Source organism: Mixta tenebrionis, assembly GCF_006517625.1.
Lineage (GTDB): Bacteria > Pseudomonadota > Gammaproteobacteria > Enterobacterales > Enterobacteriaceae > Mixta > Mixta tenebrionis.
Genome location: NZ_VHQI01000003.1, coordinates 90,392 through 116,111, shown reverse-complemented (window position 1 = coordinate 116,111; position 25,720 = coordinate 90,392). Strand labels below are relative to the sequence as shown.

Here is a 25,720-nt window from a genome sequence, read left to right as displayed (position 1 = left end):
TTCAGGATTCCTCATGCTCCTTTCAGGCAGCTTTCATACTGGCTCGACAGCTGTGAGAGGAATTTCACATAACTGTCCTTTCCTAAGCTGATGCCCATTCCCAGCGGATCGAGCGTACCTTTACGTACCTGGGTCCCTCTGGCAACGGCATCGATGACCGCTGGTCTGAATTGTGGCTCAGCAAAAACGCAGGTCGCTTTATGCTCAACCAACTGTGTTCGAATTTGATGTAAACGCTGCGCGCCCGGTTGAATTTCAGGATTTACGGTAAAATGGCCAAGCGGCGTGAGACCGTAGTGTTTTTCAAAATAACTATAGGCATCGTGAAAAACGAAATAACCTTTTCCTTTAACGGGCGCCAGCTGACGCGCTATCTGCTCGTCGCTTTTCGTCAATTGTGACTCAAATTGCTGCAGGTTTGCGTCCAGTTTGGCTCTGCTATGCGGCATAAGTTCCAATAATTTTGCGTGGATTGCAACCGCAGATTGGCGCGCTATTTCCGGCGACATCCACAGATGCATATTATATTGTCCGTGATGGTGATGTTCATGCGCGGCGTCATGATGTTGATCATCTTCATCATGTTGCTCATCCTCATCTTCAGCGCCGGTAATCAGCAGCGGTTTAACCGCAGGTAAATTAGCCAGTTCAAGGTTTTTCCTGGTGGGAAAGGCGCTGGCGGTTTTGCTGATAAACGCCTCCATTTCCGGGCCGATCCACACCACCAGATCCGCGTCCTGCAAGCGTTTGACGTCAGATGGGCGCAGCGCGTAGTCATGTTCGGAAGCCCCATCCGGCAGCAAGACGTCAACCGGCGTCACGCCGTCGGCGATGGCGGCAGCGATGAAGCCCAGCGGCTTGATTGAGGCGACCACCGCCGCGCTGGCGGGCGCGCTTAGCGAAGCGGCAATGCCGAGGGGTAACAGCAGGGAAAACAACGCCTTTTTATTCTGTAACATAATGCTTCAATCCATCGTGACCAGGTAAGAAAATGTGATATTATAACATTAGATAACTTCTGCAAGTTTTAATAATGATGACGACATTAATCAGCCTGGAAAATATTTCCGTCAGCTTTGGTCAGCGACAGGTATTGTCAAATATCTCATTAACGCTGGAACCTGGGCGCATTTTGACGCTGCTCGGCCCTAACGGTGCCGGTAAATCCACCCTGGTACGGGTGGTGCTGGGCCTGATCGCGCCGGACAGCGGCACAATTACCCGCGACGATCCGCTGCGCATCGGCTACGTGCCGCAAAAGCTGCACCTTGACGCCACGCTGCCGCTGACCGTCGACCGCTTTTTACGCCTGCGCCCGGCGACGCGTAAGGCGGATGTTCTGCCCGCGCTGAAGCGCGTCCAGGCGGGCCACCTGCAGTTCGCGCCAATGCAAAAACTCTCCGGCGGCGAGGCGCAGCGCGTACTGCTGGCGCGGGCGCTGCTGAATCAACCGCGCGTGCTGGTGCTGGATGAACCGACGCAGGGCGTGGACGTCAACGGCCAGGTGGCGCTCTACGATCTGATCAACCAGCTGCGGCTGGAGCTGAACTGCGCGGTGCTGATGGTATCGCACGATCTGCATCTGGTAATGGCGAAAACCGATGAGGTACTCTGCCTTAATCACCATATCTGTTGTTCCGGCACCCCGGAGGCGGTCTCCCGCCACCCCGAATTTATTGCTATGTTTGGCCCGCGCGGCGCCGAGCAGCTGGCGATTTACCGTCATCACCATAATCATCGTCACGATTTACAGGGGCGGATTGTTTTGCGTAAAGGAACAGAAAAATAATGCTGGAATTACTACTTCCCGGCTGGCTGGGCGGCGTGATGCTGGCGCTGGCGGCCGGTCCGCTCGGTTCATTCGTGGTGTGGCGCCGCATGTCCTATTTTGGCGATACGCTGGCGCACGCTTCGCTGCTGGGGGTCGCTTTCGGTCTGCTGCTGGACGTTAACCCGTTTTATGCGGTTATCGCCGTTACGCTGCTGCTGGCGCTGGGCCTGGTGTGGCTGGAGCGGCGCCCTCACCTCGCCATCGATACCCTGCTGGGAATTATGGCGCACAGCGCGCTGTCGCTGGGGCTGGTGGTGGTTAGCCTGATGTCCAACGTGCGCGTCGATTTAATGGCCTACCTGTTTGGCGATTTGCTGGCGGTAACGCCGGACGATTTAGTGATTATCGGCGGCGGCGTGGCGCTGGTGCTGGCGGGGCTGGCCTGGCAGTGGCGGCCGCTGCTGTCGATGACTATCAGCCCGGAGCTGGCGCAGGTGGATGGCGTTAATATCGCCCGTACCCGCATGCTGCTGATGCTGGTGACCGCGCTGATTATCGGCGTGGCGATGAAGTTTGTCGGCGCGTTGATTATTACTTCGCTGCTGGTGATCCCCGCCGCCGCCGCGCGCCGCTTTGCCCGCGCGCCGGAGCAGATGGCGCTGCTGGCTATCGGCGTCGGCGTGATGGCGGTTACCGGCGGCCTGACCTTCTCCGCCTTTTACGATACGCCCGCAGGCCCTTCGGTGGTGCTGTGCGCCGCACTGCTGTTTATTTTCAGCCAGCTAAAAAAAGTTCCGGCCTGAGATCGGCGTAGCGCTCAAACAGAAACGCCAGCGATCGCTGGCGTTTTTTTATACTTCGCGGCTGAGACCGAAATGTTTAAAAGCGTGCTGGGTAGCGATACGTCCACGCGGCGTGCGCTGAATAAAGCCCTGCTGAATCAGATAAGGCTCCAGCACATCTTCAATGGTTTCGCGCTCTTCGCCGATCGCCGCCGCCAGGTTATCCAGCCCTACCGGGCCGCCGGTGAACTTATCGATAATCGCCAGCAGCAGCTTGCGGTCCATATAGTCAAAGCCTTCGTTATCGACATTCAGCATATCGAGCGCTTTTGCCGCCACTTCGCCGTTCATCACGCCATCGGCGCGCACCTCGGCGAAATCACGCACGCGGCGCAGCAGCCGGTTAGCGATGCGCGGCGTGCCGCGCGCGCGGCGCGCTACTTCCAGCGCCCCTTCCTCACTAAGCTCCAGCCCCAGACAGGCGGCGCTGCGGCCCACGATATGCTGCAAATCTTTTACCTGATAAAACTCCAGGCGCTGCACGATGCCGAAGCGATCGCGCAGCGGCGAAGTTAACGAGCCGGCGCGGGTGGTAGCGCCGATCAGGGTAAAGGGCGGGAGATCCAGCTTGATCGAGCGCGCCGCCGGGCCTTCGCCAATCATGATATCGAGCTGATAATCCTCCATCGCCGGATAGAGCACCTCTTCCACCACCGGCGACAGACGGTGAATTTCATCGATAAACAGCACGTCATGCGGTTCAAGGTTGGTGAGCATCGCCGCCAGATCGCCCGCTTTCTCCAGCACCGGGCCGGAGGTGGTGCGCAGGTTAACGCCCATTTCATTCGCCACAATATTCGCCAGCGTGGTTTTCCCCAGCCCCGGCGGGCCGAAAATCAGCAGGTGGTCCAGCGCGTCGCCGCGCATTTTCGCCGCCTTGATAAAGATCTCCATCTGCTCGCGCACCTGCGGCTGGCCGACATACTCCGCCAGCAGGCGCGGACGAATAGCGCGGTCAATAATTTCTTCTTCGCTGATGTTGCCGGGAGAGACCAGGCGATCGGCTTCAATCATGGTTTACCTCAGAGCGCGGCACGCAGCGCTTCACGGATCAGGGTTTCACAATCAGCATCCGGGCGGCCCACTTTGCTGACCATCCGGCTGGCTTCCTGCGGTTTATACCCCAACGCCACCAGCGCGGCAACCGCTTCGGCTTCGGCGTCGTTGCTTTCCGGCGCCGCGTTTTCGCTGGTCAGCGTAAAGGTCGCGTCGCCGCCGAACAGGTCGCCATGCATTCCTTTAAAGCGATCTTTCATCTCCACCACCAAACGCTCGGCGGTTTTTTTACCCACGCCCGGCAGCTTCACTAAGGTCGCCACCTCTTCCCGCTCGACGGCGGTCACGAACTGCTGCGCCGACATGCCGGAGAGGATCGCCAGCGCCAGCTTGGGGCCGACGCCGTTGACTTTAATCAGCTCGCGAAACAGCGCGCGCTCCTGCTTGCTGTTAAAGCCGTAAAGCAGCTGCGCATCTTCACGCACCACAAACTGGGTAAACACGATCGCTTCCTGATTCAGCTCCGGCAGCTCATAGAAGCAGGTCATCGGCATATGGACTTCATATCCCACGCCGTTCGCCTCCAGCAATACCAGCGGCGGTTGTTTTTCCAGAATGATGCCTCGCAGACGACCTATCACAGTAGCTTCCTTTAATCGATGGGGAGAGAAAGTGTCAGAGTTATAACATAAAAAAGGCTGGATGAATATCCAGCCTGATAATGGGTTACGAACGCAGCCTGCCGCGCGCCAGGGTGAGCTTCGACTCGCTGAGCCGGCCGGCGTTCTGGCTGACATGGCAATGGGTAATGGCGATTGCCAGCGCATCGGCGGCGTCGGCCTGGGGATTGGCTGCCAGCTTCAGCAGGGTGCGCACCATATGCTGCACCTGGCTTTTTTCCGCGCTGCCGATGCCGACCACCGTCTGCTTCACCTGCCGGGCCGCATATTCAAACACCGGCAAATCCTGATTTACCGCCGCCACGATCGCCGCGCCGCGCGCCTGGCCCAGCTTCAGCGCCGAATCGGCATTTTTCGCCATAAAGACCTGCTCAATGGCGAAAAAGTCAGGCTGAAACTGCGTGATGATCTCACTAACGCCGGCGTAAATCAGCTTGAGACGGGACGGCAGATCCTCAACGTTGGTGCGGATACAGCCGCTGCCCAGATAGGTTAACTGCCGCCCCACCTGACGTATAACGCCATAACCGGTAATACGGGAACCTGGGTCGATGCCCAGAATAATCGCCATCAGGCTACTCCGTCAGGTTGAACCATCGCCGGGGACGTCACAGGGTGGCCGCCACCTCGTCGGAAATCTCACCGTTATGGTAAACTTCCTGCACGTCGTCGCAGTCTTCCAGCATATCGATCAGGCGCATCAGCTTAGGCGCGGTCTCCGCATCCATATCCGCTTTGGTGGAAGGGATCATAGTTACTTCCGCCGTTTCCGCTTTCAAACCAGCAGCGTCCAGCGCATCTTTCACCGTACCGAAGGTTTCCCACGGCGTGAACACGTCGATGGCGCCGTCGTCATAGCTGACCACGTCATCCGCGCCCGCTTCCAGCGCCGCGTCCATTACCGTATCTTCATCCAGGCCCGGCGCATAGGAGATCACGCCTTTTTTGGTGAACAGATAGGCTACGGAGCCGTCGGTGCCAAGGTTGCCGCCGCACTTGGTAAAGGCGTGGCGCACTTCGGAAACGGTACGGTTGCGATTGTCGCTCAGGCACTCCACCATAATGGCGCTGCCGCCGGGGCCGTAGCCTTCATAGATGATGGTTTCCATGTTGCTGTTATCGTCGCCGCCTACGCCGCGTGCGATAGCGCGATCCATGGTGTCGCGCGTCATGTTGTTGGACAGCGCTTTATCCATCGCCGCGCGCAGACGCGGGTTCGAGGCGGGATCGCCGCCGCCCAGCTTAGCCGCGGTAACCAGCTCGCGAATAATTTTGGTGAAAATCTTACCGCGCTTGGCATCCTGTGCCGCTTTGCGGTGCTTGGTGTTGGCCCATTTACTATGACCTGCCATAACTCTGCTCTCTCCAGTTTGACATCGGTCAGACACCCTTAAGGCCAGCTCCCCTGCGGGGAGACAGCGCGCCTTATGCCTGACGCTGTTGATTTTGTATCAGTCACATCGACTGACGGCTTCAGCACGCTCGCGCCAGAAACAGCGATGCCCTTTGCAGCGCGCGGCGCGGCTGTCGGCAAGGATTAGCCGACAAATTCTTCAATTGCCTGGCGGTTACTCCATGACTTGGTAACCCTGGCGGCCTCAGCCGCATCCAGCCATTGCCAGGCGAGATGCTCGCTCAGCATAACGTTTCTTTCCTGCGGCAGCGCCAGGCAGAACCAGTGCTCGGTATTGTGCGTAACCTCAGGCGCGTAGCGATGGCGAAAGTGGGCAAAGATCTCAAACTCAATCTGCCGCCGGCAATCTTTCAGCGTCAGCCCCTCCGCCGCCACGTCAATGGCCAGCTCCTCAAACACTTCGCGCCGCGCCGCCTCAAGCGGCGTTTCTCCCGCCTCCAGGCTGCCGGTAACCGACTGCCAGAACGCGGGATCGTCGCGCCGTTGCAGCATCAGCACCCGCCCGGTGTCGCGCGCATAAATCACCACCAGTACCGAAACGGGATGCTTAAAGCTCATTTTACAGGCTCTCTGGCTTTTCCTTTTTCACCACCTGAATCGCCAGCTCTTCCAGCGAGGCCGGGTTCGCGAAGCTCGGCGCCTCGGTCATCAGGCAGGCGGCGGCGGTGGTTTTCGGGAAGGCGATAACGTCACGGATATTATCGGTGCCGGTCAGCAGCATCACCAGACGGTCAAGGCCGAATGCCAGACCCGCATGCGGCGGCGTACCGAACTTCAACGCATCCAGCAGGAAGCCGAACTTCTCACGCTGTTCCGCTTCGGTAATGCCGAGAATGCCGAACACGGTCTGCTGCATCTGGCCGTTATGAATACGCACCGAGCCGCCGCCCACTTCGTAGCCGTTGATCACCATATCGTAGGCGTTAGCGATGGCGGTTTCCGGCGCGGCTTTCAGCTCTTCCGGCGTCATATCGCGCGGAGCGGTAAACGGATGGTGCATCGCCGTCAGGCCGCCTTCGCCGTCATCTTCGAACATCGGGAAGTCTACCACCCACAGCGGCCGCCAGGCTTTATCATCGGTGATGTTCAGATCGCGGCCCAGCTTCAGGCGCAGCGCGCCCATCGCATCCGCCACCACGCTGGCTTTATCGGCGCCGAAGAACACCATATCGCCATCCTGCGCGCCGGTGCGCGTCAGGATCGCCTCAACGATCTCCGCCGTCAGGAATTTCGCTACCGGACTCTGGATACCTTCCAGGCCCTGCGCGCGCTGGTTGACCTTGATATAAGCCAGCCCTTTCGCGCCGTAAATTTCAATAAATTTGCCGTACTCGTCGATCTGCTTGCGGCTGAGCGAGGCGCCGCCCGGCACGCGCAGCGCCGCCACGCGGCCTTTAGCGTCGTTAGCCGGGCCGGAGAAGACTTTGAATTCAACCTCTTTCACCAGATCGGCCACGTCCACCAGCTCCATCGGATTGCGCAGGTCGGGCTTGTCGGAGCCGTAGCGACGCATCGCTTCCGCGAAGGTCATCTGCGGAAACTCGCCCAGCTCTACGCCCTGCACTTCCAGCCAGAGCTGGCGCACCATGCGCTCCATCACCTCACGCACCTGCGGCGCGGTCATAAAGGAGGTTTCCACATCGATCTGGGTGAATTCCGGCTGGCGATCGGCGCGCAGGTCTTCGTCACGGAAGCATTTTACGATCTGATAGTAACGATCGAAGCCGGACATCATCAGCAGCTGTTTAAACAGCTGCGGCGACTGCGGCAGCGCGTAGAATTTGCCTTTATGTACGCGGCTCGGCACCAGATAGTCGCGCGCCCCTTCCGGCGTCGCTTTGGTCAGCATCGGCGTTTCGATATCGAGGAAGCCGTTATCATCCATAAAGCGGCGCACGAAGCTGGTAATTTTCGCACGCGCTTTCAGGCGCTGCGCCATCTCCGGGCGACGCAGATCGAGATAGCGATATTTCAGGCGCGCCTCTTCGCTGTTGACCTGGTTGGAATCCAGCGGCAGCGGTTCGGCACGGTTGATGATGGTCAGTTCGGTAGCAAAAACCTCTACCTCGCCGGTAGCCATATCGGGATTTTTATTGCGCTCGTCGCGCGCGCGCGCCACGCCGGTGACCTGAATGCAGAACTCGTTACGCAGCTCAGAGGCCAGTTCAAAGGCCTGCTGACGATCGGGATCGAAAAAGACCTGCACGATGCCTTCGCGGTCACGCATATCGATAAAGATCAGGCTCCCCAGATCGCGACGGCGGTTAACCCAACCGCAGAGAGTTACCTGCTGGCCAACATGAGACAGATTGATCTGCCCGCAATATTCTGTACGCATAACGCTATCCTTTTAACTTCGCCGCTGCAGCTTGGGCAGCCCGGTTGTGTCGTCGTGTGGTGCGGCTATCCGGCGGATAACCGTCAGGCAGACGCTGCCGCAAAAAGGCAGGCATTATAATGTAAAAAGCAAGGCGCGATAAGGGGGAACGGCGTGCAGAGCGTAAAGCGCGCCCATTTGTTGCCCTGCGCAGGCTAATGTTAGCGCTAAGCACACAGAAATTCACAAAATTCATGAATTCACGACATTTTTTCTCTCGTCTGGCGCGGTTTGGCTGGCGTAGTCTTAATCCCTTTACTTGCGGAGAGCATTATGAAACTCAACCCCACATCAACCGCCCTGGTACTTATCGATTTACAGGAAGGCATTCTGCCTTTCGCCGGCGGCCCGCACAGCGCGCAGCAGGTGGTCAGCGGCGCGGCCAGGCTGGCGGCGAAATTCCGCGCCCTGAACGCGCCGGTGGTGCTGGTGCGCGTTGGCTGGGCGCCTGATTTCGCCGACGCCCCGCAGCAGGAGGTGGATGCGCCTCTGGCGCATGGCGCGCTGCCGGAAAACTGGTGGGACTATCCGCCCGCGCTGGGCGTTGAGCCGGGCGATATCGCGGTGGTAAAACATCAGTGGGGCGCCTTTTACGGCACCGATCTGGAGCTGCAGCTGCGCCGTCGCAACATTGATACCATCGTGCTTGGCGGCATCGCCACCAATATTGGCGTAGAATCTACCGCGCGCAACGCCTGGGAGCTGGGCTTTAAGCTGGTAATTGCCGAGGATATTTGCAGCGCCGGCAGCGCTGAGCAGCATAACAGCAGCCTGCAGTGGATTTTCCCACGCATTGCCAAAGTGCGACGCGCGGAGGAGATTATCGCCGCGCTGTAACCGAATTCGGGCGGGACGGCTCGCCCGCTATGGGAGCTTCATGTCGACATTTCGTCTGGGACTGCCGCAGTGGCAGCATCCACACTGGAAACGCTACGGCCTGGAAACGCTGGCCGATTACGCGCGCTATTTTAACTGCGTGGAAGGCAACACTACGCTCTATGCTCTGCCGAAAGCGGAGGTAGTACAGCGCTGGCGGGCGATGACCAGCGATGCGTTTCGCTTCTGCTTTAAATTTCCCGCCAGCATCAGTCATCAGTCGGGGCTACGCGACTGCGACGATTTAGTGGAAACCTTTTTTCGCACGCTCGATCCGCTGAGCGCGCGCATCGGGCAATACTGGCTGCAGCTGCCCGCCGCCTTTGGCCCCGACGCGCTTGGAGCGCTGTGGACCTTTCTCGACCGGCTTCCCGTCGCTTTTCGCTACGGCGTTGAAGTGCGCCATCCCGCCTTTTTCGCCAAAGGCGAGGCGGAGCGCGCCTTAAATCGCGGTTTGCACCAGCGCGGCGTTAACCGCGTGATCCTTGACAGCCGTCCGGTTCACGCCTCCAGCGCCACCAGCCCCGCGACGCTGGATGCCAAAGCGAAGAAGCCGAAGGTGCCGCCGCACGCCATTATGACCGCCAGCGATCCGATGGTGCGTTTTATCGGCAGCGAATCGCCGCAGGAAAATGAGGTCTGGTTCGGGGACTGGCTGACGAAACTGCCAGGCTGGCAGGCCAGCGGCACGCCCTGGCTGTTTATTCATACGCCCGATATCGGCGAGGTGCTGGATCTGGTGCAGCGGCTATGGCCGCGCCTGCAGCAGGCGCTGCCGCAGGTGGGCGACGCGCCGAACTGGCCGCAGCAGGCCGCGCTGTTCTGAAGCCGATGCAACAGAGGTGTTCTTCCCTTTACAGCCGTTTAATAGCACCGCTATTGCCATAATCCGCCGAAGTTGTCCGGCAGCTACGCTATTCCCGTTAAGTGCGAAAAATGGTCTGACGATAACGAAACAGCAATCCACTCACCTCGCTGCTTTTCTGAGCGTTAACCACAGAAAATGTATTCATCTGCGAAAAATCGCGCGCGTCCGGCGCCAGTTTCGCTCCGGCGCGCAAAAGATGCAGTCCGCCGCGCTTTCTGCCAGAATATGCGCCTTTCCGTAGTTGACCGGATTTACCCCTATGTCTAATCGAGATACGCTGTTCTCCGCGCCTATTAATAAACTGGGCGACTGGACCTTTGACGAGCGCGTAGCTGAAGTTTTCCCCGATATGATCCAGCGTTCGGTGCCGGGTTATTCCAACATCATCTCTATGATCGGCATGCTGGCCGAACGCTTTGTCAAAGCCAACACCCAGGTTTATGACCTCGGCTGCTCGCTGGGCGCCGCCACGCTGTCGGTGCGCCGCTCGCTGCAGGCGGAAGGCTGCAAAATTATCGCCGTTGATAATTCGCCGGCGATGATTGAGCGCTGTCGTCGCCATATCGATGCGTTTCGCGCCGCCACGCCGGTTGAGGTGATCGAAGCCGATATTCGCCATCTCCCGATCGAAAACGCCTCCATGGTGGTGCTGAACTTTACCCTGCAGTTCCTCGCGCCGGACGATCGCCTGACGCTGCTGCAGCGCATTTATCAGGGGCTTAATCCCGGCGGCGCGCTGGTGCTGTCAGAAAAATTTAGTTTTGAAGATACTGACGTCGGCGAGCTGCTGTTTAACATGCATCACGATTTCAAGCGTGCCAATGGCTACAGCGAGCTGGAAATCAGCCAGAAGCGCAGCATGCTGGAAAATGTGATGCTGACCGACTCGGTAGAAACCCATAAGGCGCGTCTGCGTCAGGCGGGTTTTGAGCACAGCGAACTCTGGTTCCAGTGCTTTAACTTTGGTTCTCTGGTGGCGTTGAAAGCAGGTTAAGGCATGATTGAGTTCGGCAAATTTTATCAGCAGATTGCGCTGGGCCCGCTGGCGAGCTGGCTTGAGGTGCTTCCGGCGCAGCTGGCCGCCTGGCAGCGTGAAAATCTGCACGGTCATTTCCGCAACTGGCAAAAAACGGTGGATAATCTGCCGTTGCTGACGCCGCAGCAGCTCGATCTGCAACAGCGCGTCAGCGCCGATCGCGACGACCTCAGCGAGCGTCAGCGTCAGGGCATAGAGAAACTGCTGCGCAACCTGATGCCGTGGCGTAAAGGCCCCTACTCCCTCTACGGCACGCATATCGATACCGAGTGGCGATCCGACTGGAAATGGGATCGCGTGCTGCCGCATATCTCGCCGCTGACCGATCGCACCGTGCTGGATGTCGGCTGCGGCAGCGGCTACCACATGTGGCGCATGGTCGGCGCCGGCGCCGCGCTGGTGGTGGGTATCGATCCCACCCAGCTGTTCCTCTGTCAGTTTGAGGCGGTGCGTAAGCTGCTGGGCGGCGATACGCGCGCGCATCTGCTGCCGCTGGGCATCGAGCAGCTGCCGGAGCTGAAGGCGTTCGATACGGTGTTTTCTATGGGCGTGCTTTACCACCGCCGCTCACCGCTCGATCATCTGTTCCAGCTTAAAAATCAGCTGGTCAGCGGCGGCGAGCTGGTGCTGGAAACGCTGGTGATTGAGGGCGACGAGCATGATGTACTGGTGCCCGGCGAACGCTACGCGCAGATGCGCAACGTCTGGTTTATACCTTCCGCCCCGGCGCTGAGCCGCTGGCTGGAGAAATGCGGTTTTGTCGACGTGCGCATCGTCGATTTCTCACGCACCAGCACGGAAGAGCAACGCCGCACCGACTGGATGACCACCGAATCGCTGGCGGATTTCCTCGATCCCCACGACAGCAGCAAAACGCTGGAGGGCTATCCGGCGCCTCTGCGCGCCGTGCTGGTGGCGCGCAAGCCCTGATGAAAAAAGGCGCCTGCGGGCGCCTTGTTTTTCTGGCGATAATTATCCGGCTCGCCACGCCTTTTGTGTTAGCGGCGCGACAGCGCCAGCTTCGCAGCGAAACCGATAAATACACAGCCGGTCAGACGATCCATCGCTTTCATTACGCCTGGACGCCGCAGTTTTTCGGCGAAATAGCGCGTACCGGCAATCAGCATGCCGCTCCACAGCAGGCCGATAAACGCGTGCGTGAGTGACATCGCGCTGCTCCAGACCGCCACCGACGCGCCAGCCGGAATAAACTGCGGTAAGAACGACACATAAAAAATCCCTACTTTCGGGTTCAGTAAATTACCCAGCAGCCCTTTCATAAACAGCGCCTTCCAGCCCGGCGCGGTTTTCTGATCCTGCGCATCGGGCAACGCGCGGCGCGGACGCAGCAGCAGGCCGATACCCAGCCACAGCAGATAAGCGGCGCCCATCCACTTCAGCAGGTTATACGCCATTTCCGAGGCCAACAGCAGCGCACCAAGACCAAACCCTACCGCCACGCCCCAGACAAAACAGCCTCCCGCGACGCCCAGCGCCGTCGCCAGCGCCCGACGCCAGCCACAGGCGGCGGAAGTACGCAGCACCAGCGCGGTATCAAATCCGGGTGTCAGGGTGAGAATGATGATAGCGACCAGAAAGGCCAGCAGCGACGAAATCATAGCGCGTTCCTTAGAGAAAAAAGCAGAGTGTCGGGACGGAAACTAAACTTAGCGTAACAGCCGCAGGAGGGACAATGAAAGAATTTGATTACCAGCAGGATTTTACGCAAATCGACTTCCGCCAGCATCCGGAGCTGTACCAGGTGGGACGCGGCGAACAGGGGGTGCTGCTCGTCGAACCCTATAAATCGGAAATCCTGCCCTACTGGCGCTTTCGCACTCCCGACATCGCCCATGAATCGGCGGAAAAAATCATGGATCTGTTTGAAGCGTATCGTCAGCAGGATGATTTTGTCGGTATGGATATGGCGCGTAAGTTTATCCAGATGGGCTTTACGCGCGCGCGGCGCTACGCCAACCATCCCGGCGGCAAGAAGTATGATGCGCAGCGTCAGGTGCTGCCGCAGCAGATCAATGCGGAGAAAGCGGAATCGGCCGCCATTTTCAAAAGCTACTGGGACAAAATTCGCGCCGACGAAGATTATCTGCGGCGCAAAAAGGCGCATCAGCAGCGCTACGGTTAAGCGGCTATTTAACGTTGCCTTCGGTGCCGCTATCCCAGTATTCGAAACGCGTGGCGATACTGAGCTGGCGCTGTTGCGCGAGATCGCCATCCGTTTCAGTCTCTTGCAGATAGCTCAGGGTACAGTTGCCGACGCTATCCCAGCTCTGGCATTCATTTAGCGCGGTAATCGCGCCGGTGCGGGTGGCGCTAACGGTAAACAGCTCCAGCTCGCGCTGCTGTTTATCATAGCGATAACGCTCTTTCATGCGCCCGGAGATGCTGCTCAGCAGCAGTCCGTCACGGCTCCAGCTATAGTGGTACTCGCCGTTGGACAGTTCGTCAGAACCGCGCGCCACGCTGCTTAACAGACGCAGCTGCTTATCATAGCGGTAGGTGGTTTCAGTAAATCCCTTGTTGCCCATCAGTACAAAGCTGTCGCTGGCGCTGATAATATTGCCCTTTTCACCCACCATATAACTGATAACGCCTTTTTTATTGGTGACCTCGACCAGCGCATCCTCTTTCTTCACCTTTACTGAAATCTGATATTCCGCCAGCCAGCCCTGGCTGACGCGGGTAATATGCTGCACCATCGCCAGCACCACGTTTTTTTCCACCTTATCGTAGCTCATATCCGCCACGGTGAGCTGACCGCAGCTATCGAACTGGCTTAGCAGGCGTTTTTGCGAGTTAACGTTTTTACCGAACTCGCCCATCACCACCTGCTTAATTTTCCCTTTAACCGTGCCGCCGAGCATAATCACGCTATTGCTGTTTTTTATTGCCTCGGAAGCGGCATGGCACGTCCCGGCCGCCAGCGCCACGCCGCCAGACCACAAGTAGCCAGTGCCGATAATAAAAGCCAGACAGACAGACTTCATAATCCCTCACGTGAATAATGCGCCGATACATGGCATAAAAATGCCTTCCGAAAATACGGAAGGCTTACCGAAGCAGGCCGGCATTAACGAAACGGCAGCCTGCCGCAGTTCCTGCGCGCCACGCCCGCTGCCCGCCAGATAATCATAGCGCAATTATCTTTTTTTATTATAGCCAAACGGCTATTTTCCCGTTTCTTCTTGCCGCTCGCGTAGCGGCAGGGTTATTTAGTCATATCAGTGAATATAAAGTTACGGCTTATACCGGCGTAGCGAGTAAATAATGACTTAACCTGCTTGCTTCCTGTTACGGGCAAACGGCACGCAGAGGCGCATCCCGCTGCTGCCCGCAATAAAAAATAGCCGCAATAAGCGGCGGCGCTCCGTAAGCTAATGTCGCGCTAACCACGGCGCCTCGCTTTCTGGCTGACAGATAATCATCGGGCGGGACGATTAACGGTTAAATCGTCCCGCCCGACAGAAAACCAGCCTGAATGCATCGGGCCCGGCGGCCGGGACCCGATAAATTATGCCGGCGTTACGGTTTCAGTATTATCAAAGGAAATCCAGCTGGCGTTAGCAGCTGGCGCCGTCGCGTAGTAGTAACGCAGTTTCTTATCCGCGCCGTAGCCCAGCACGATTTTACCCATCGCCTTGCCAACGGTATTCACCGTGGATGCGACGGCTTTGAGCTGCGCCTGCGAGTAGACGAAGCCGCAGGTAATACCGTCGTTCTCGTTAAACAACCACTCGATTTCCGGTACGTCGCCCTGGGTGAGAATCGCTGAACCGCCGGAAACGTTGATTCTGGTATAGCGCACGCTCAACGGTACATCAGAGTTAAGGTTGTAACAGTTGCTCATTACAAACTTGTCGCTGATATTCTGCAGCCCTACGGCATATTTACCCGCAACATAGCCGGTACTGGTGATATGTACCTTAGCCAGATTAAGCAGGTTAACGGCGAAATCGCTGCTGCCGACATCGATCAGACTGTGGTTAATGGAGAGCGTACCGCCGCTGCCGCCCTGAACAAGGATCCCGGTGGCGGTGCCGTTGCCGATCAGGCGACAGCCGGTAAGCAGGACTTTGTTATAATCGCTGGTCGAGGTTTTTATCAGATTCGCGAAACCTTCGGCGTAGCAGTTGTTCAGGTGCAGATCTTCCGCCGGCACCAGATTAAAGCCGTTATTTTTGGTATTGCCTTTGTTGATCATTGACAGCTGCAGCGTCAGTTTGTGCGCGCCCTGTACCGTTGTTGAGCGATCGAGCACGAAGCCATCCCCCAGCGACTCCTCATCCATTACTACCGTTGAGCGAATATTGACGTTGTTTGACCAGTTCTGCACGCAAATCGCCCCGCGTTTTGGCGCCCAGTTGCTGCCCTGATTATCGTTAGCGGTACGGGTATATTTGATGGTATTTTCCACCACCACGTTGGTACACATAATGTAGGCCTCGCCCCACCAGGTCGCGCCGCCAATCGATACGTTGCCGATCGAACTGCCGTTGCTAATCCCCTCCATCACAAAGTGGCGGCGGAAAGGCCCATAGGCGAGGTTATTCGCCATAATAATGTGCTGCGCATCCAGCTCCGCGCGTCCGCTGTTGGCAGATACCGGCGCTTCGGCATGGAAAGCGATTCGCCCATCAGTGCCCGCCTTACAGGAGGCGTAATTATGCGCAATCACCGTACCGGATCCCCAGATACTGACCGCATCGCCGCGATCTTCCAGACCGACGCCAAGGCAATCGAGGAAGTTATTACCGATAATACGCGAGCCGTGAGCGCGCTGAATGGTGCTGGCAATAACCGCATTGACCTGATTAATCATGGTACAGCCTTCTACCACGCAGAAGTCAGCCTGGATATCGATGGTTCCCTGACGTCCGCCTTCGCTGCCCGAAGCATTGCTTTGCAGCAGTAGCGGGTTAGTCGATTTTAAATTACGCACCCGGCAACGTTTATGCTTCAGCGCAACCATGGCCTTAATGCTCATATCCGCGCCGATCGGCCTGATTTCACCCGTTTCAGTACCTTCGATAATCTGCCCTTCAAAGGCAGTTCTGACCTGCGCAGAAAGATTAATAATAGTATCGACGATGACATGTCTTTCTTTATTAAGCAGCGCCTGAAAGGCGGCGGTATTATCGGTGGTATAATCCGTCGCGCCGTTAGCACTGATTTTTTGCGTAGATGTATTTACAGCCATGGTGAACCTCCGGAATAAAATAATTAAAGGGTTGAGTCCTTGTTAAAACAGGCAGCACACAAATTCAGGTTGCGGAATTCCCTTTCCGCTTGTATTACGGAAATTATTTTTTTGCCGTTTTTGTTATTTAGCCCTGGTGTTTATTTTCGCTATCGTTATTTTCAACCTCGCTCTCTTCCAGGATTGGCTGCTGTCCCGGCGGCGCCTTTTGTAGCGTAATGCGTGAAAGTATTCCCAACAGCATGATGATGAAAGAGGCAGCCTGCAGCCAGCTCGCTGGTATCATGGTTTTCCACTCAGGCGGCATTTCATGCCAGACGGTTGGCAGCAGACCCAGCAACACCAGCGCTTTCGTAGAATGCCAACGCCACCAGTCCGGCCAGTCTTTTACCAATTTTAACTTTATAGTCATATGATCACCCCTTTGTAGCTTTGATAACTACCGCTACGCATCGCTTCAGCATGACGCTTCGCCCGATTGGGCGTTTGTCGTGCCCACTTGCTCATCAACATACTGCTGGCGGCGGCAGTAAAGTTTTCCTGCGCAATCAGGGCCAGCGTATTTTTAAAACCGGCAAGGCCGTCAACGCCCATTTGCCATGCCATACTGTATAAAATATCGCTACGTGGTTGGTTACAGTGCTGAAGCGCATCGACAATCGCTGGAATGCCGTTCATCTGCAACCTGTTATTCGCTAACAGATTTTCCAGCCAGATACTGCCTACCGCCTCAGGTACCGTAAAGGTATAGTGCTCTATCGGGCAGCCGCGTGGCCCAAGCTTGATGCCGTAAGCCACGGTAGGAAAACCTTCGGTATCGATATAAGGTTTGGCCCGATAACCCTCTTCAAATTTAAGAATTTTTATTATTTCGCTCATCTTTACGCTCCTTTTTACGGCTAACCCGCGACCTTAGTAAAAATTGGCTCCGACACATTGGTGGTTTTCGTTCTGTTATGTATAATGCTGAGAATCCATAACAAAACGTATAAATTCAGGCGATAGCAAAGCGTGTTTGACGAACAATACGGCACGCTATAAATTTTCGTTTATGAAAACAGATTCTCTTGCTACGCGGCTCAATATGGCGATGACAATGGCCGGGATGACGCAGGGTGCTTTGGCAAAAGCATCCGGCGTTTCTCAGCCGACTATCTGGCGCCTGACGAAAGGTCAGGCTGCCGGCTCGCGTAAGCTGGTCGACATCGCGGCAGCGCTCAACGTCAACGTTGAGTGGCTGGCCAAAGGTCAGGGAGAGATGCAAGGGCCTTCAGCTAAAGAAGGCTTTTCGCAAGCTCCCGCGGCCAGTGACGTGCCTGTCTGGACGCTGGCCGGTAAAACCGGCGAAACCGTCACCACCCCTAATGGCATCCGCGCCAAAAAAACCTGGCGAGCCTATCTTATCGACCGCAACAGCGGTTGCGCTGAAGCCACTGCGGGCAGTATCGTGATCGTCGATACCGATCTTCCGCCGGAATCAGGCGACCTTGTTATCGCCCGGCTTAACGAACGCATCAGCGTCTATCGCTATCTCGAAGGTCCGTCCAACGGCTTCCTGACCGTAGATGACCCGCGCTTGCCAGCGGTAGAACTCTCCTCATCAGCCGAACTTGTCGGCGTCGCTATCTTTTTAATCCGTGATCTGCGCCGGTAAGCCGCCACATCTTCATCCGGTAAGGTAATTTCGCAATATTGCCCACCGGCGACACGATATAAGACATAAATCATGGCGAACCTCTTCAGCTACTCAGCCCGTCAGTTATCCAACTTCCCATCGACGCTACAGCGCCGCTCCGTGGGTTAACTATGCTTCAACAACCTCCTGAAGCATGAATGCGGCTTATAAGTTCGCTGACGAGGCGGTTAACGCATTCACCACATTTCATAACCTTTGTTATTAAAAATACTATTAGCTATTAAAAAAGTGTCAAGTTTATTTACTGAAAAAACCGCCTTTGCGGCGGGTCATTTTTGATAGCTAAACGTAGGATTAGTGCAGTGTAAGGGGTGATAAAGCATGAGCTAAACCCATGTCAGCTAACCGTTTTTTCGCAAAAACAGCTTAAACAGGCTTAACGGTAACTTAAGGTAAAAAAAATTATAAATTTTTTTCTTAAGCATCAGAATTGCTTGCCTGTTACCGCGCTCCAGCCTCAGAAGGCTGGAAAAAGCGCAATACTTTCAAAGGAATGCATAGCAGAGCACTGATATTTGAGCATGTCGGATGAGGATGAGAAGAAAAAACTTGTCGCAAACGAAGAAAACATCACAAATAAATTACGTCTAATTTCAAAGAGATAAATAAAAAAGAGCATAAATAAAAATTTCTTCCCCACACGCTCAAGCATCGCTTATGTAGTAAGAAAAGGTTATCAATGACGATACCCTGCCAATCAGAATTTGATTAAGATCGCATCGCCAGTGATGAAAAAACAAACAGCCTCGCGTATTAAAAGTAATAGCTATCTCTGCGGAAAAAGCACCAGAGCGCCCATTACCTGGAAAAAGATGGGGAGAAAAGAGATGTGATGAACGTTTTCATCAGAAAGGCGCCCAACCAGCAATCAGCCAACGACGGCCTGCTACAAGAATTTCCACAGAGCAGCCAGCCAGGCTACGCAGCGTTAGCAGCGGATGGCTGACTTTCCTGTATGGCCTGACTTTCCTGTATGGCCTGACTTTCCTGTATGGCCTGACTTTCCTGTATGGCTGGCTTTCCTGTATGGCTGACTTTCCTGTATGGCTGGCTTTCCTGTATGGCTGACTTTCCTGTATGGCTGGCTTCCCTGTATGGCCTGACTTTCCTGTGCGGCTACGTTATGCCCGCAGCTAACATTCGCTGGATGGTTGTTATTACCTGACGGCTACGAACCTGTAATACAACCGATACTGTTTTCAGCCGCCCGTTTAAAACCGCATAAATATTTTATGCGTCATTCAAAGCAGTAAAATCCTGCTGTAGCTTTTCAATTATCAGCGCCGGCTCATGCGGCTCAGCGGATACCACAATCTGCCGCAGCAGTACATTCTGTCGGGTATATTGTCTGGCCTGGTTATTAACGGCCATCGCGATAAAACTTTCCCTTAACGCCTCGTTTTTTTTAAGCGCATACAACATCACCGGCGCCTTAGCGTTCGCCGGCTTACAGCCTACAAACCAGCGGCTGTCACGATACAGTAGTTTGCATCTGGCGCTAAAAACGCTCATCGAAAGCGCGCCTTGCAGCTCTTCACGCGCCATACTGGCCCAGGCGGGAGGCGTTAACACTTCGCCGGGGTTATCAGGATTTTTGATAAAATGGATGCCCTCTTCTTCCTTGCATCCCATTAAGGCTAACACTATTACCGCAATAGCAGCTCCTGCTACCCTGCTTTTCATCTTAGTCTCCCCAAAGCTTCCATATCAGGTTTTACCATCGATCAAAATCATCAATAATGATAATGGTTATACAATAACACAACTTAACAGTTTGGGAATAATCTTAACCCGCATCTATGGCTGACCATTCTGCTCAGACATAGCAACGCCGCCAGCATTAGCAATTACGCTGAAAAAAAAGACCATTTGCAGGTGATGCAGTCACTGACGCGAAACAGCGCGTGCTATCACTTTGTTTCTCATGTTAAAAATCATTAAGCCGTTGCAGCCAGATATATTAGCAACGCTCTTCTCGACGGTGCGTAAAACATTGGGGAAATAAAAAAGCCCCGCGCATGCGGGGCCGGAATCAGGATAAAAAATCAGAGCTGTTCTTAACTATTTACTGATGACGCTGGCGGCGAGGGTTCCGCGCGCACCAGCAATTTCCCCTGCAGCAGAAGCAGCAGCGTGCGGAAGATAAGCAGGGCGATAACAAGGTTAGCGATAATAAAAAGCGGGATGGCGAGATGGTATAACGCGCCGCCGGAAGCGCTGTGCCCTAAATGAAGCGCCGTATTTGCCAGCGAAGAAACACCGAATGAAAAACTCCAGAATGAAGCGTTAAACGGCTGGCTGGCATACCAGGGAATAAGACGGATCATAAACAACAGCTGCAGCAGACCATAGCCAAACAGCATTTTCGCCAGCACATCTACCTGCCCGCCATTAACGCTAAGCCAGGCGCTACAGGCAACAAACGCCGGCGCCATCTGAATACCCAACGAGGGGCGCACCGCCAGCGGCATTTCACCGTGACTGCGTAGCCGGTGTAAGATTGCCGGCTCCAGACTAAGCCATGAAAATATCCCGGCGCCCAGAAACAGAATACCCATATCGTGATAGCCCAGCGCGCCGCAGGCCATCGCGCTGATAAAATTATTCGCCACGGTAGGCAAATAGAGGCCCGGCGTAGTCGCCGTCGCGGGATGTGCGCCGCGCCACAGTCCGGCGCCCTGCCAGGCGGCATATCCCAGCTGTATCGCAACGCCAGTTATAAACAGCGCTTCGCCAGCGGAGCGCTGCCAGGGCGTGACGCCAATTGAAACCAGCATGGTCGTTGCAGGAAACAGGCTAACAAAGCTGCCTTTTAATGGATGGCGCACCTCATCTAACAGAGCATAAGGATGGCGGATCAGGCGGATAATGAAAAAGCTCGCCAGTAGCGCCCATACCGCTATCGCCATGCTAATTAATACCATGCCCGGCATTGCCGATACCGGCCAGATAGTTGCGGCATAGCGCCAGGCGAAACCCGTTCCGATGATGCCTAATACCATACCAAAATAGCTGGCCGGCAGATTAATCGCTCCCCGCGGGCTCTGTTTCCTCATAAAATATTTACCTTAATTCGCTGATATGCCATCACAGCACGACAAACATTAACATTTCATCTGCAACCATAGTAAAAGAATATTTTTAGCCACCTATTATTTGGCGGAATATAATATTACCTTACTCTGGCTTTGCTGTGTCTGATGCTGAATAAAAAGCACCGGCGTTGATTATACGCCTTAACCTGCCAACACAGAAATATCTTATCAACCACTGCCTGTTAAGTTATAAGCTTTTAATTTACATAAGAAAAATCCATGAACGCATATCCTTGCGCCAGCGGATAATCACCGCATAAGGGGCACAGTACACAGCAAGAAAGACGCAGCAACGAAATATTACCCTTCAATAGCGGTAAGCGTACTGGCGCAAAGAGCAGAAGAGCAGTTAAGTGAGAAAATACGGCAGCGCCCGCACCTTGTTTAGCCAAAAATAAAATCACCACACTAATTTCACGCTTAAATAACCTCAATGCACTTTTATTTTACGATATTAACGCTCATTTTCTTATAATAAAGCTTTTCTTTATTATATTTGCCGGCAGCGATAATAAATTAGCCAGCGTTAATTTTATAAGATTGAACTATACATCTGAAAAAACGCATATCATCAACACGCTAAAAATTACCAACAGATATTATTACCCGCATAAATTAATAGCCGCAAATTAACCTTGCCGCTACCAGGCGATTGATCTGATCTGCTGCGAAAAGGCTGAGCGCAGGGTAATAAAATCACTCTGAGCGCATAATGCCTGCGCCTGAATGGCAGGTTAACGACGCGCCGCTGCCAGGGGAAACGTAACAAGACTTGCGGGGATCGCGCCGTCGGTGAGTTCTGACCACATGGCGGTGAAATAAAAAAAACCCCAACAACATGCTGGGGTTTGGTACTTGCAAACATCACGTCTGAGGAACGGCGTGCTGCGCGGCAAAAACTGTCAGGGTTCAGGCGACCCGGGCGGTATTCAACTGCATAATACTTTTCATCGCCTCAACCATGTCGCCATCCACGCAGTGACGGCTGAACTCATCGGTTTCAACAGCGGAGCTCATGGAAACGCCCGCTTTGCGATAGCGCATCGGTGAAGCCACCAGCTGCGCGGCAGAACTGTGCAGCTCGCGAATGCCGGCATCCAGAAACTTTTGCAGATTGCTCAACCGTACTCCCGCGCCTGCCATAATGATTGGACCTTCACTTAACTCAGTAAGTTCCTTTAACAGCACAATTCCACTTTCGGCGCTCTGCTGCTGCCCCGACGTCAGAATGCGCGCAACGCCCAGCCCGGTCAACATCTCCAGCGCGCGTTTCGGGCTATGGCAGAGATCGAATGCGCGATGGAAAGTTACCTGCATGTCGCCGCACAGCGGCATAATCTCGCGCATCTTCCTGATATCTATATGTGCATCTTCATCCAGCATGCCAAATACCACGCCGGGAAAACCCAGCTCGCGGATCATCGCCACATCAGATTTCATAGCGGCAAATTCACTGGCGCTGTAGCAAAAATCGCCGCCGCGTGGACGAACAATGGGATGAACCGGTATTTCAAGCTGCGCCAGCGCCGCCTGCAACATACCGAAGGAAGGCGTTAATCCGCCCTCTTTCGGCGCCGCGCATAGCTCAACCCGATCGGCGCCCGCTTCCTGTGCGATAACCGCACAGTCCACTCCGTAGCAGCATACTTCCAGTTTAACCATTTCATCCTCCTGTTTAATGACTGCTGGCTGGTTACCTGATTTCCGTTGAGCTCAGTTTGCAGGGCAGTATAGTGAGAAGAGTAATCATGGCATTCAATTCCGCTCTGTGGATAGACCGCCATCACAGCGCCGCTCCGAAGTAGCGAAAACCCTAATCTTTTTCCCTTTGTCAGCCCCTGCGCCCTGCGCCCCGCCGGCGGTTACTGCTGCTCGCTGGCGACGATCTCCTGAATGCTCCACGGATGGAATTTAATGGTGATCTGTCCATTGGTTACCGCCAGCGTCGGATTAGGCAGGCGTTCATTCTCTCCCTGCGGCGCGCTGGTTTTAAACGAGATGCCCGGCTGTAGCAGACCGCTATCGGATAACAGCGACATCGCCCGCGCGCCCAGCGTTTGCGGATCGCCGCGCAGCACAATCTCAACGTGCTCCCAGCCTTCATGGCGATAGAGTTTCTGACCGGGCCACGGCAGCTCAACCACGCTGATGCGCCACGGCCCCACCGTCAGCGGCGTATCCAGCTCAAACAAGCAGACAGGACGTCCGTTGATCATATTTTCTGAGAACAGGCGTCCAACCTGCATCAGCCCCTGCTTCCAGCGCTCCGCCGTGGTGATTTGATGACAACGCAGCGAAATATGGTCGGCCTCAAGGTTTTCCAGCGTTAAACCCAGCTTTTCCGCCAGATCGATCAGCTGTTGTTCAAAGCGTGGCAGGTCTTCTGCCAGGTCGAAAAGCGCTTCCAGATTATTCCTGAACGGCACCATTAGCCCCCACATTTATACAATTATGCTAAAGTATTGATGCCCTGCGAACGCAATCACAAGGCCATTGATAGTTATAAAAATACCTTTTAACTTAAATATTCTTGATAAATTAACGTAATTTATCGTATTAATGTCCAGTTTAGCACGGTACAAGACCAAAAAATATTTTATAAAAACACCATTAACTTTATGTTTTACATTACGTTTGTTCGAGGCTTAAGGTAATTCCTAATTGGACCGCGCGACAATTGCGGCCCCTAAGCCTTTCTTATAAATTTACCCGAACCATCACACAAGGAATGGCTATATGTTTAAACTCATTATTATTGCAGTTCTTATCGCGCTGATGGGGTTTGCTATCTCCCGCCACTGGAAGGTGCGTAATGAAAAAACGGTCAGCAATCCATACCGACATTTTCGTCGCCGCTAACCTTTTTTCTCCCCGGCGGAAACATACTCAGCCATGTTTCCGCCCGTTGGGGCTGCTGACGCCTCCTTCCAAATCGAGTATACTTCTCCCCTTCTTTTTTCCCCGACGCTATTGTACAGCAACCTGCCAGGCTGTCAGGCGTCGTGACGATCGTGCCCATAACCGCTACGCGGCGGGCAATGCAGACAGATGAAGGTAACTCGGTGAATATTCAGGCTCTCCTTTCCGAAAAAGTTAGTCAGGCGATGATCGCCGTTGGCGCGCCAGCAGATTGCGAACCTATGGTTCGTCAGTCGGCCAGAGTCCAGTTTGGCGATTACCAGGCCAACGGCATCATGGCGGTGGCGAAGAAGCTGGGGCAGCAACCGCGTCAGCTGGCTGAGCAGGTTGTGCAGCATCTTGCGCTGGACGGCATCGCCAGCAAAGTTGAAATCGCCGGTCCGGGCTTCATTAACATTTTTCTCGCGCCGGAGTGGCTGGCGCAGCAGGCCGAAAGCGCGCTTGCTTCGCCGCGGCTGGATGTGACGCCGGTAGAGGCGCAAACCATCGTTATCGACTACTCTGCGCCAAACGTAGCGAAAGAGATGCATGTTGGTCACGTGCGCTCCACTATTATCGGCGATGCGGCGGCCCGTACCCTGGAGTTCCTCGGTCATAACGTTATCCGCGCCAACCACGTTGGCGACTGGGGCACGCAGTTCGGTATGTTGATCGCTTATCTGGAAAAACAGCAGCGCGAGCATCACGAGGCGATCGCCCTTGCCGATCTGGAAGCCTTCTATCGCGAAGCGAAGAAGACCTACGATGAAGATGAAGCATTCGCCGAACGGGCGCGCGGCTACGTAGTGAAACTACAGGGCGGCGACGAGTATTGCCGCACCATGTGGAAAAAGCTGGTCGACATCACCATGACGCAGAACCAGACGGTTTACGATCGTCTTAACGTGACGCTGACGCGCAAGGATGTGATGGGCGAGAGTCTGTACAACGATATGCTGCCGGGCATCGTGGCCGATTTGAAAGCCAAAGGGCTGGCGGTAGAGAGCGAAGGCGCCACCGTGGTTTTCCTTGATGAGTTTAAAAATAAGGAAGGCGAACCGATGGGCGTCATCATCCAGAAAAAGGATGGCGGCTATCTTTACACCACCACGGATATCGCCTGCGCGAAGTATCGCTATGAGCAGCTGCATGCCGATCGCGTGTTGTATTACATCGATTCTCGTCAGCATCAGCATCTGATGCAGGCCTGGACTATCGTACGTAAAGCGGGCTACGTGCCGGAATCGGTGCCGCTTGAGCACCATATGTTCGGCATGATGTTGGGCAAGGACGGGCGTCCATTCAAGACCCGCAGCGGCGGCACCATTAAGCTTTCCGATCTGTTGGATGAAGCGGTGGAACGCGCCACGGCGCTGGTTGCTGAAAAGAACCCGGATATGGATGCAGACGAGCTGTGCAAGCTGGCGAATATTGTCGGTATTGGCGCGGTGAAATATGCCGATCTGTCGAAGAGCCGCACCACCGATTATATTTTCGACTGGGATAATATGCTGGCCTTTGAGGGCAATACCGCGCCCTATATGCAGTACGCCTATACGCGCGTGCTGTCAGTATTCCGCAAGGCAGGCATTGACGAGACGGCGCCGCTGGCAGGCAAGATTCAGCTGAGCGACGCGCGCGAAGCGCAGCTGGCGGCTCGTCTGTTGCAGTTTGAAGAGACGATTACGCAGGTTGCGCGCGACGGCACGCCGCACGTGATGTGTGCCTATCTGTACGATCTGGCAGGCCTGTTCTCCGGTTTCTATGAACACTGTCCGATTTTGTCAGCGGAAGATGAAGCGGTGCGTCAGAGCCGTCTGAAGCTGGCGCTGCTGACGGCAAGAACGCTGAAGCAGGGTCTGGATACGCTGGGAATTGAGACGGTTGAGCGTATGTAAGCGCGTTTGGTTAGCGCTGAGTTGATGTCAATGAATCCACGCTTCGGCGTGGATTTTT

The 25,720-nt window shown here is 55.1% G+C and carries 26 protein-coding genes; 10 read left to right on the top strand and 16 right to left on the bottom strand.

Annotated features, from left to right (window positions below; translation table 11 throughout):
• Positions 1-11 precede the first annotated feature (11 nt).
• Positions 12-959 carry a zinc ABC transporter substrate-binding protein ZnuA gene (gene znuA, locus FKM52_RS06080; RefSeq protein ID WP_141175309.1) on the bottom strand — a complete coding sequence of 316 codons (948 nt, stop codon included), beginning with the start codon at positions 957-959 and terminating at the stop codon, positions 12-14.
• A 77-nt stretch (positions 960-1,036) separates the two neighbouring features.
• Here znuA and znuC point away from each other — a divergent pair, with 77 nt between their 5' ends.
• The gene (gene znuC / locus FKM52_RS06075) at positions 1,037-1,789 is read left to right on the top strand and encodes a zinc ABC transporter ATP-binding protein ZnuC (RefSeq protein ID WP_141175580.1); all 753 of its coding nucleotides are present in this window, start codon (positions 1,037-1,039) and stop codon (positions 1,787-1,789) included.
• Positions 1,789-2,574 carry a zinc ABC transporter permease subunit ZnuB gene (gene znuB / locus FKM52_RS06070; RefSeq protein ID WP_141175308.1) on the top strand — a complete coding sequence of 262 codons (786 nt, stop codon included), beginning with the start codon at positions 1,789-1,791 and terminating at the stop codon, positions 2,572-2,574. Before znuC ends, znuB begins: the two co-directional genes overlap by 1 nt.
• A 48-nt stretch (positions 2,575-2,622) precedes the next feature.
• Here znuB and ruvB read toward each other — a convergent pair whose 3' ends face one another.
• The 6 genes from ruvB to aspS form a co-directional block, all read right to left on the bottom strand.
• On the bottom strand, positions 2,623-3,627 hold the full coding sequence (gene ruvB / locus FKM52_RS06065) for a Holliday junction branch migration DNA helicase RuvB (RefSeq protein ID WP_141175307.1): 1,005 nt from the start codon (positions 3,625-3,627) through the stop codon (positions 2,623-2,625).
• A gap of 8 nt (positions 3,628-3,635) precedes the next feature.
• Positions 3,636-4,250: a Holliday junction branch migration protein RuvA gene (gene ruvA, locus FKM52_RS06060; protein WP_141175306.1), complete on the bottom strand. Its 615-nt coding sequence runs from the start codon at positions 4,248-4,250 to the stop codon at positions 3,636-3,638.
• An 85-nt stretch (positions 4,251-4,335) separates the two neighbouring features.
• Positions 4,336-4,860, bottom strand: a complete 525-nt coding sequence (gene ruvC / locus FKM52_RS06055; RefSeq protein WP_141175305.1) for a crossover junction endodeoxyribonuclease RuvC — start codon at positions 4,858-4,860, stop codon at positions 4,336-4,338.
• A gap of 37 nt (positions 4,861-4,897) precedes the next feature.
• The gene (locus FKM52_RS06050) at positions 4,898-5,641 is read right to left on the bottom strand and encodes a YebC/PmpR family DNA-binding transcriptional regulator (protein ID WP_141175304.1); all 744 of its coding nucleotides are present in this window, start codon (positions 5,639-5,641) and stop codon (positions 4,898-4,900) included.
• A 185-nt stretch (positions 5,642-5,826) separates the two neighbouring features.
• Entirely contained in the window at positions 5,827-6,261 is a 435-nt protein-coding gene (gene nudB / locus FKM52_RS06045) for a dihydroneopterin triphosphate diphosphatase (protein WP_141175303.1), read from the bottom strand.
• A gap of 1 nt (position 6,262) precedes the next feature.
• Positions 6,263-8,041 carry an aspartate--tRNA ligase gene (gene aspS / locus FKM52_RS06040; protein ID WP_141175302.1) on the bottom strand — a complete coding sequence of 593 codons (1,779 nt, stop codon included), beginning with the start codon at positions 8,039-8,041 and terminating at the stop codon, positions 6,263-6,265.
• Positions 8,042-8,353: 312 nt separating this feature from the next.
• Here aspS and FKM52_RS06035 point away from each other — a divergent pair, with 312 nt between their 5' ends.
• From FKM52_RS06035 to cmoB, 4 genes are all read left to right on the top strand, one after another.
• Positions 8,354-8,917 (top strand): hydrolase, encoded by a 564-nt coding sequence (locus tag FKM52_RS06035; protein WP_377091344.1) that lies wholly within the window; start codon positions 8,354-8,356, stop codon positions 8,915-8,917.
• Between the two features lie 40 nt (positions 8,918-8,957).
• A complete protein-coding gene (locus FKM52_RS06030) occupies positions 8,958-9,782 on the top strand; it encodes a DUF72 domain-containing protein (RefSeq protein ID WP_141175301.1) in 825 nt (274 codons plus the stop codon).
• Positions 9,783-10,083: 301 nt separating this feature from the next.
• Positions 10,084-10,818 carry a carboxy-S-adenosyl-L-methionine synthase CmoA gene (gene cmoA / locus FKM52_RS06025; RefSeq protein WP_141175300.1) on the top strand — a complete coding sequence of 245 codons (735 nt, stop codon included), beginning with the start codon at positions 10,084-10,086 and terminating at the stop codon, positions 10,816-10,818.
• A gap of 3 nt (positions 10,819-10,821) precedes the next feature.
• Positions 10,822-11,790, top strand: a complete 969-nt coding sequence (gene cmoB / locus FKM52_RS06020) for a tRNA 5-methoxyuridine(34)/uridine 5-oxyacetic acid(34) synthase CmoB (RefSeq protein WP_141175299.1) — start codon at positions 10,822-10,824, stop codon at positions 11,788-11,790.
• A 68-nt stretch (positions 11,791-11,858) separates the two neighbouring features.
• Here cmoB and FKM52_RS06015 read toward each other — a convergent pair whose 3' ends face one another.
• On the bottom strand, positions 11,859-12,479 hold the full coding sequence (locus tag FKM52_RS06015; RefSeq protein ID WP_181407898.1) for a LysE family translocator: 621 nt from the start codon (positions 12,477-12,479) through the stop codon (positions 11,859-11,861).
• Positions 12,480-12,553: 74 nt separating this feature from the next.
• On the opposite strand from FKM52_RS06015, the gene FKM52_RS06010 reads away from it, so the two are divergent.
• Complete coding sequence (locus tag FKM52_RS06010) at positions 12,554-13,003, top strand: DUF4385 domain-containing protein (protein ID WP_141175298.1); 450 nt, start codon at positions 12,554-12,556, stop codon at positions 13,001-13,003.
• 4 nt (positions 13,004-13,007) lie between these two features.
• Here the strand turns inward: FKM52_RS06010 and FKM52_RS06005 are convergent, their stop codons facing one another.
• From FKM52_RS06005 to FKM52_RS05990, 4 genes are all read right to left on the bottom strand, one after another.
• Positions 13,008-13,865, bottom strand: a complete 858-nt coding sequence (locus tag FKM52_RS06005; RefSeq protein WP_141175297.1) for a hypothetical protein — start codon at positions 13,863-13,865, stop codon at positions 13,008-13,010.
• A 524-nt stretch (positions 13,866-14,389) separates the two neighbouring features.
• Positions 14,390-16,075: a hypothetical protein gene (locus tag FKM52_RS06000; protein WP_141175296.1), complete on the bottom strand. Its 1,686-nt coding sequence runs from the start codon at positions 16,073-16,075 to the stop codon at positions 14,390-14,392.
• Between the two features lie 127 nt (positions 16,076-16,202).
• Entirely contained in the window at positions 16,203-16,487 is a 285-nt protein-coding gene (locus FKM52_RS05995) for a DUF7940 domain-containing protein (protein WP_244316930.1), read from the bottom strand.
• On the bottom strand, positions 16,484-16,954 hold the full coding sequence (locus FKM52_RS05990; RefSeq protein ID WP_141175295.1) for a glycoside hydrolase family protein: 471 nt from the start codon (positions 16,952-16,954) through the stop codon (positions 16,484-16,486). The genes FKM52_RS05995 and FKM52_RS05990 overlap by 4 nt, the downstream gene beginning before the upstream one ends.
• 136 nt (positions 16,955-17,090) lie before the next feature.
• Between FKM52_RS05990 and FKM52_RS05985 the strand changes: the two genes are divergently transcribed.
• Positions 17,091-17,729 carry a LexA family transcriptional regulator gene (locus FKM52_RS05985; RefSeq protein ID WP_244316929.1) on the top strand — a complete coding sequence of 213 codons (639 nt, stop codon included), beginning with the start codon at positions 17,091-17,093 and terminating at the stop codon, positions 17,727-17,729.
• Positions 17,730-19,001: 1,272 nt separating this feature from the next.
• Here FKM52_RS05985 and FKM52_RS05980 read toward each other — a convergent pair.
• The 4 genes from FKM52_RS05980 to FKM52_RS05965 all read right to left on the bottom strand — a co-directional run bounded on the left by FKM52_RS05980 (position 19,002) and on the right by FKM52_RS05965 (position 23,307).
• Complete coding sequence (locus tag FKM52_RS05980; protein ID WP_141175294.1) at positions 19,002-19,454, bottom strand: hypothetical protein; 453 nt, start codon at positions 19,452-19,454, stop codon at positions 19,002-19,004.
• 374 nt (positions 19,455-19,828) lie between these two features.
• Positions 19,829-20,827, bottom strand: a complete 999-nt coding sequence (tehA, locus tag FKM52_RS05975; RefSeq protein ID WP_141175293.1) for a dicarboxylate transporter/tellurite-resistance protein TehA — start codon at positions 20,825-20,827, stop codon at positions 19,829-19,831.
• Positions 20,828-21,775: 948 nt separating this feature from the next.
• Complete coding sequence (gene cutC, locus FKM52_RS05970) at positions 21,776-22,528, bottom strand: copper homeostasis protein CutC (RefSeq protein ID WP_141175292.1); 753 nt, start codon at positions 22,526-22,528, stop codon at positions 21,776-21,778.
• 200 nt (positions 22,529-22,728) lie between these two features.
• Positions 22,729-23,307, bottom strand: coding sequence for a VOC family protein (locus FKM52_RS05965; RefSeq protein ID WP_246085502.1), 579 nt, complete (start codon positions 23,305-23,307; stop codon positions 22,729-22,731).
• Between the two features lie 295 nt (positions 23,308-23,602).
• Here FKM52_RS05965 and FKM52_RS22090 point away from each other — a divergent pair, with 295 nt between their 5' ends.
• On the top strand, positions 23,603-23,725 hold the full coding sequence (locus FKM52_RS22090; protein ID WP_280115545.1) for a hypothetical protein: 123 nt from the start codon (positions 23,603-23,605) through the stop codon (positions 23,723-23,725).
• A 203-nt stretch (positions 23,726-23,928) separates the two neighbouring features.
• Positions 23,929-25,662 carry an arginine--tRNA ligase gene (gene argS, locus FKM52_RS05960; protein ID WP_141175574.1) on the top strand — a complete coding sequence of 578 codons (1,734 nt, stop codon included), beginning with the start codon at positions 23,929-23,931 and terminating at the stop codon, positions 25,660-25,662.
• Positions 25,663-25,720 lie beyond the last annotated feature (58 nt).

What these genes read in the sequence shown, in the direction of transcription:
- FKM52_RS05965 (WP_246085502.1), bottom strand. Translation starts at nt 23,307, where the DNA reads ATGTGGGGGCTAATGGTGCCGTTCAGGAATAATCTGGAAGCGCTTTTC.
- FKM52_RS06050 (WP_141175304.1), bottom strand. Translation starts at nt 5,641, where the DNA reads ATGGCAGGTCATAGTAAATGGGCCAACACCAAGCACCGCAAAGCGGCA.
- FKM52_RS05990 (WP_141175295.1), bottom strand. Translation starts at nt 16,954, where the DNA reads ATGAGCGAAATAATAAAAATTCTTAAATTTGAAGAGGGTTATCGGGCC.
- FKM52_RS06035 (WP_377091344.1), top strand. Translation starts at nt 8,354, where the DNA reads ATGAAACTCAACCCCACATCAACCGCCCTGGTACTTATCGATTTACAG.
- tehA (WP_141175293.1), bottom strand. Translation starts at nt 20,827, where the DNA reads ATGAGGAAACAGAGCCCGCGGGGAGCGATTAATCTGCCGGCCAGCTAT.
- nudB (WP_141175303.1), bottom strand. Translation starts at nt 6,261, where the DNA reads ATGAGCTTTAAGCATCCCGTTTCGGTACTGGTGGTGATTTATGCGCGC.
- znuC (WP_141175580.1), top strand. Translation starts at nt 1,037, where the DNA reads ATGACGACATTAATCAGCCTGGAAAATATTTCCGTCAGCTTTGGTCAG.
- aspS (WP_141175302.1), bottom strand. Translation starts at nt 8,041, where the DNA reads ATGCGTACAGAATATTGCGGGCAGATCAATCTGTCTCATGTTGGCCAG.
- cutC (WP_141175292.1), bottom strand. Translation starts at nt 22,528, where the DNA reads ATGGTTAAACTGGAAGTATGCTGCTACGGAGTGGACTGTGCGGTTATC.
- FKM52_RS05980 (WP_141175294.1), bottom strand. Translation starts at nt 19,454, where the DNA reads ATGAAAAGCAGGGTAGCAGGAGCTGCTATTGCGGTAATAGTGTTAGCC.
- cmoA (WP_141175300.1), top strand. Translation starts at nt 10,084, where the DNA reads ATGTCTAATCGAGATACGCTGTTCTCCGCGCCTATTAATAAACTGGGC.
- FKM52_RS06030 (WP_141175301.1), top strand. Translation starts at nt 8,958, where the DNA reads ATGTCGACATTTCGTCTGGGACTGCCGCAGTGGCAGCATCCACACTGG.
- FKM52_RS06005 (WP_141175297.1), bottom strand. Translation starts at nt 13,865, where the DNA reads ATGAAGTCTGTCTGTCTGGCTTTTATTATCGGCACTGGCTACTTGTGG.
- cmoB (WP_141175299.1), top strand. Translation starts at nt 10,822, where the DNA reads ATGATTGAGTTCGGCAAATTTTATCAGCAGATTGCGCTGGGCCCGCTG.
- ruvC (WP_141175305.1), bottom strand. Translation starts at nt 4,860, where the DNA reads ATGGCGATTATTCTGGGCATCGACCCAGGTTCCCGTATTACCGGTTAT.
- FKM52_RS06015 (WP_181407898.1), bottom strand. Translation starts at nt 12,479, where the DNA reads ATGATTTCGTCGCTGCTGGCCTTTCTGGTCGCTATCATCATTCTCACC.
- FKM52_RS06000 (WP_141175296.1), bottom strand. Translation starts at nt 16,075, where the DNA reads ATGGCTGTAAATACATCTACGCAAAAAATCAGTGCTAACGGCGCGACG.
- ruvB (WP_141175307.1), bottom strand. Translation starts at nt 3,627, where the DNA reads ATGATTGAAGCCGATCGCCTGGTCTCTCCCGGCAACATCAGCGAAGAA.
- znuB (WP_141175308.1), top strand. Translation starts at nt 1,789, where the DNA reads ATGCTGGAATTACTACTTCCCGGCTGGCTGGGCGGCGTGATGCTGGCG.
- FKM52_RS06010 (WP_141175298.1), top strand. Translation starts at nt 12,554, where the DNA reads ATGAAAGAATTTGATTACCAGCAGGATTTTACGCAAATCGACTTCCGC.
- FKM52_RS22090 (WP_280115545.1), top strand. Translation starts at nt 23,603, where the DNA reads ATGTTTAAACTCATTATTATTGCAGTTCTTATCGCGCTGATGGGGTTT.
- FKM52_RS05995 (WP_244316930.1), bottom strand. Translation starts at nt 16,487, where the DNA reads ATGACTATAAAGTTAAAATTGGTAAAAGACTGGCCGGACTGGTGGCGT.
- znuA (WP_141175309.1), bottom strand. Translation starts at nt 959, where the DNA reads ATGTTACAGAATAAAAAGGCGTTGTTTTCCCTGCTGTTACCCCTCGGC.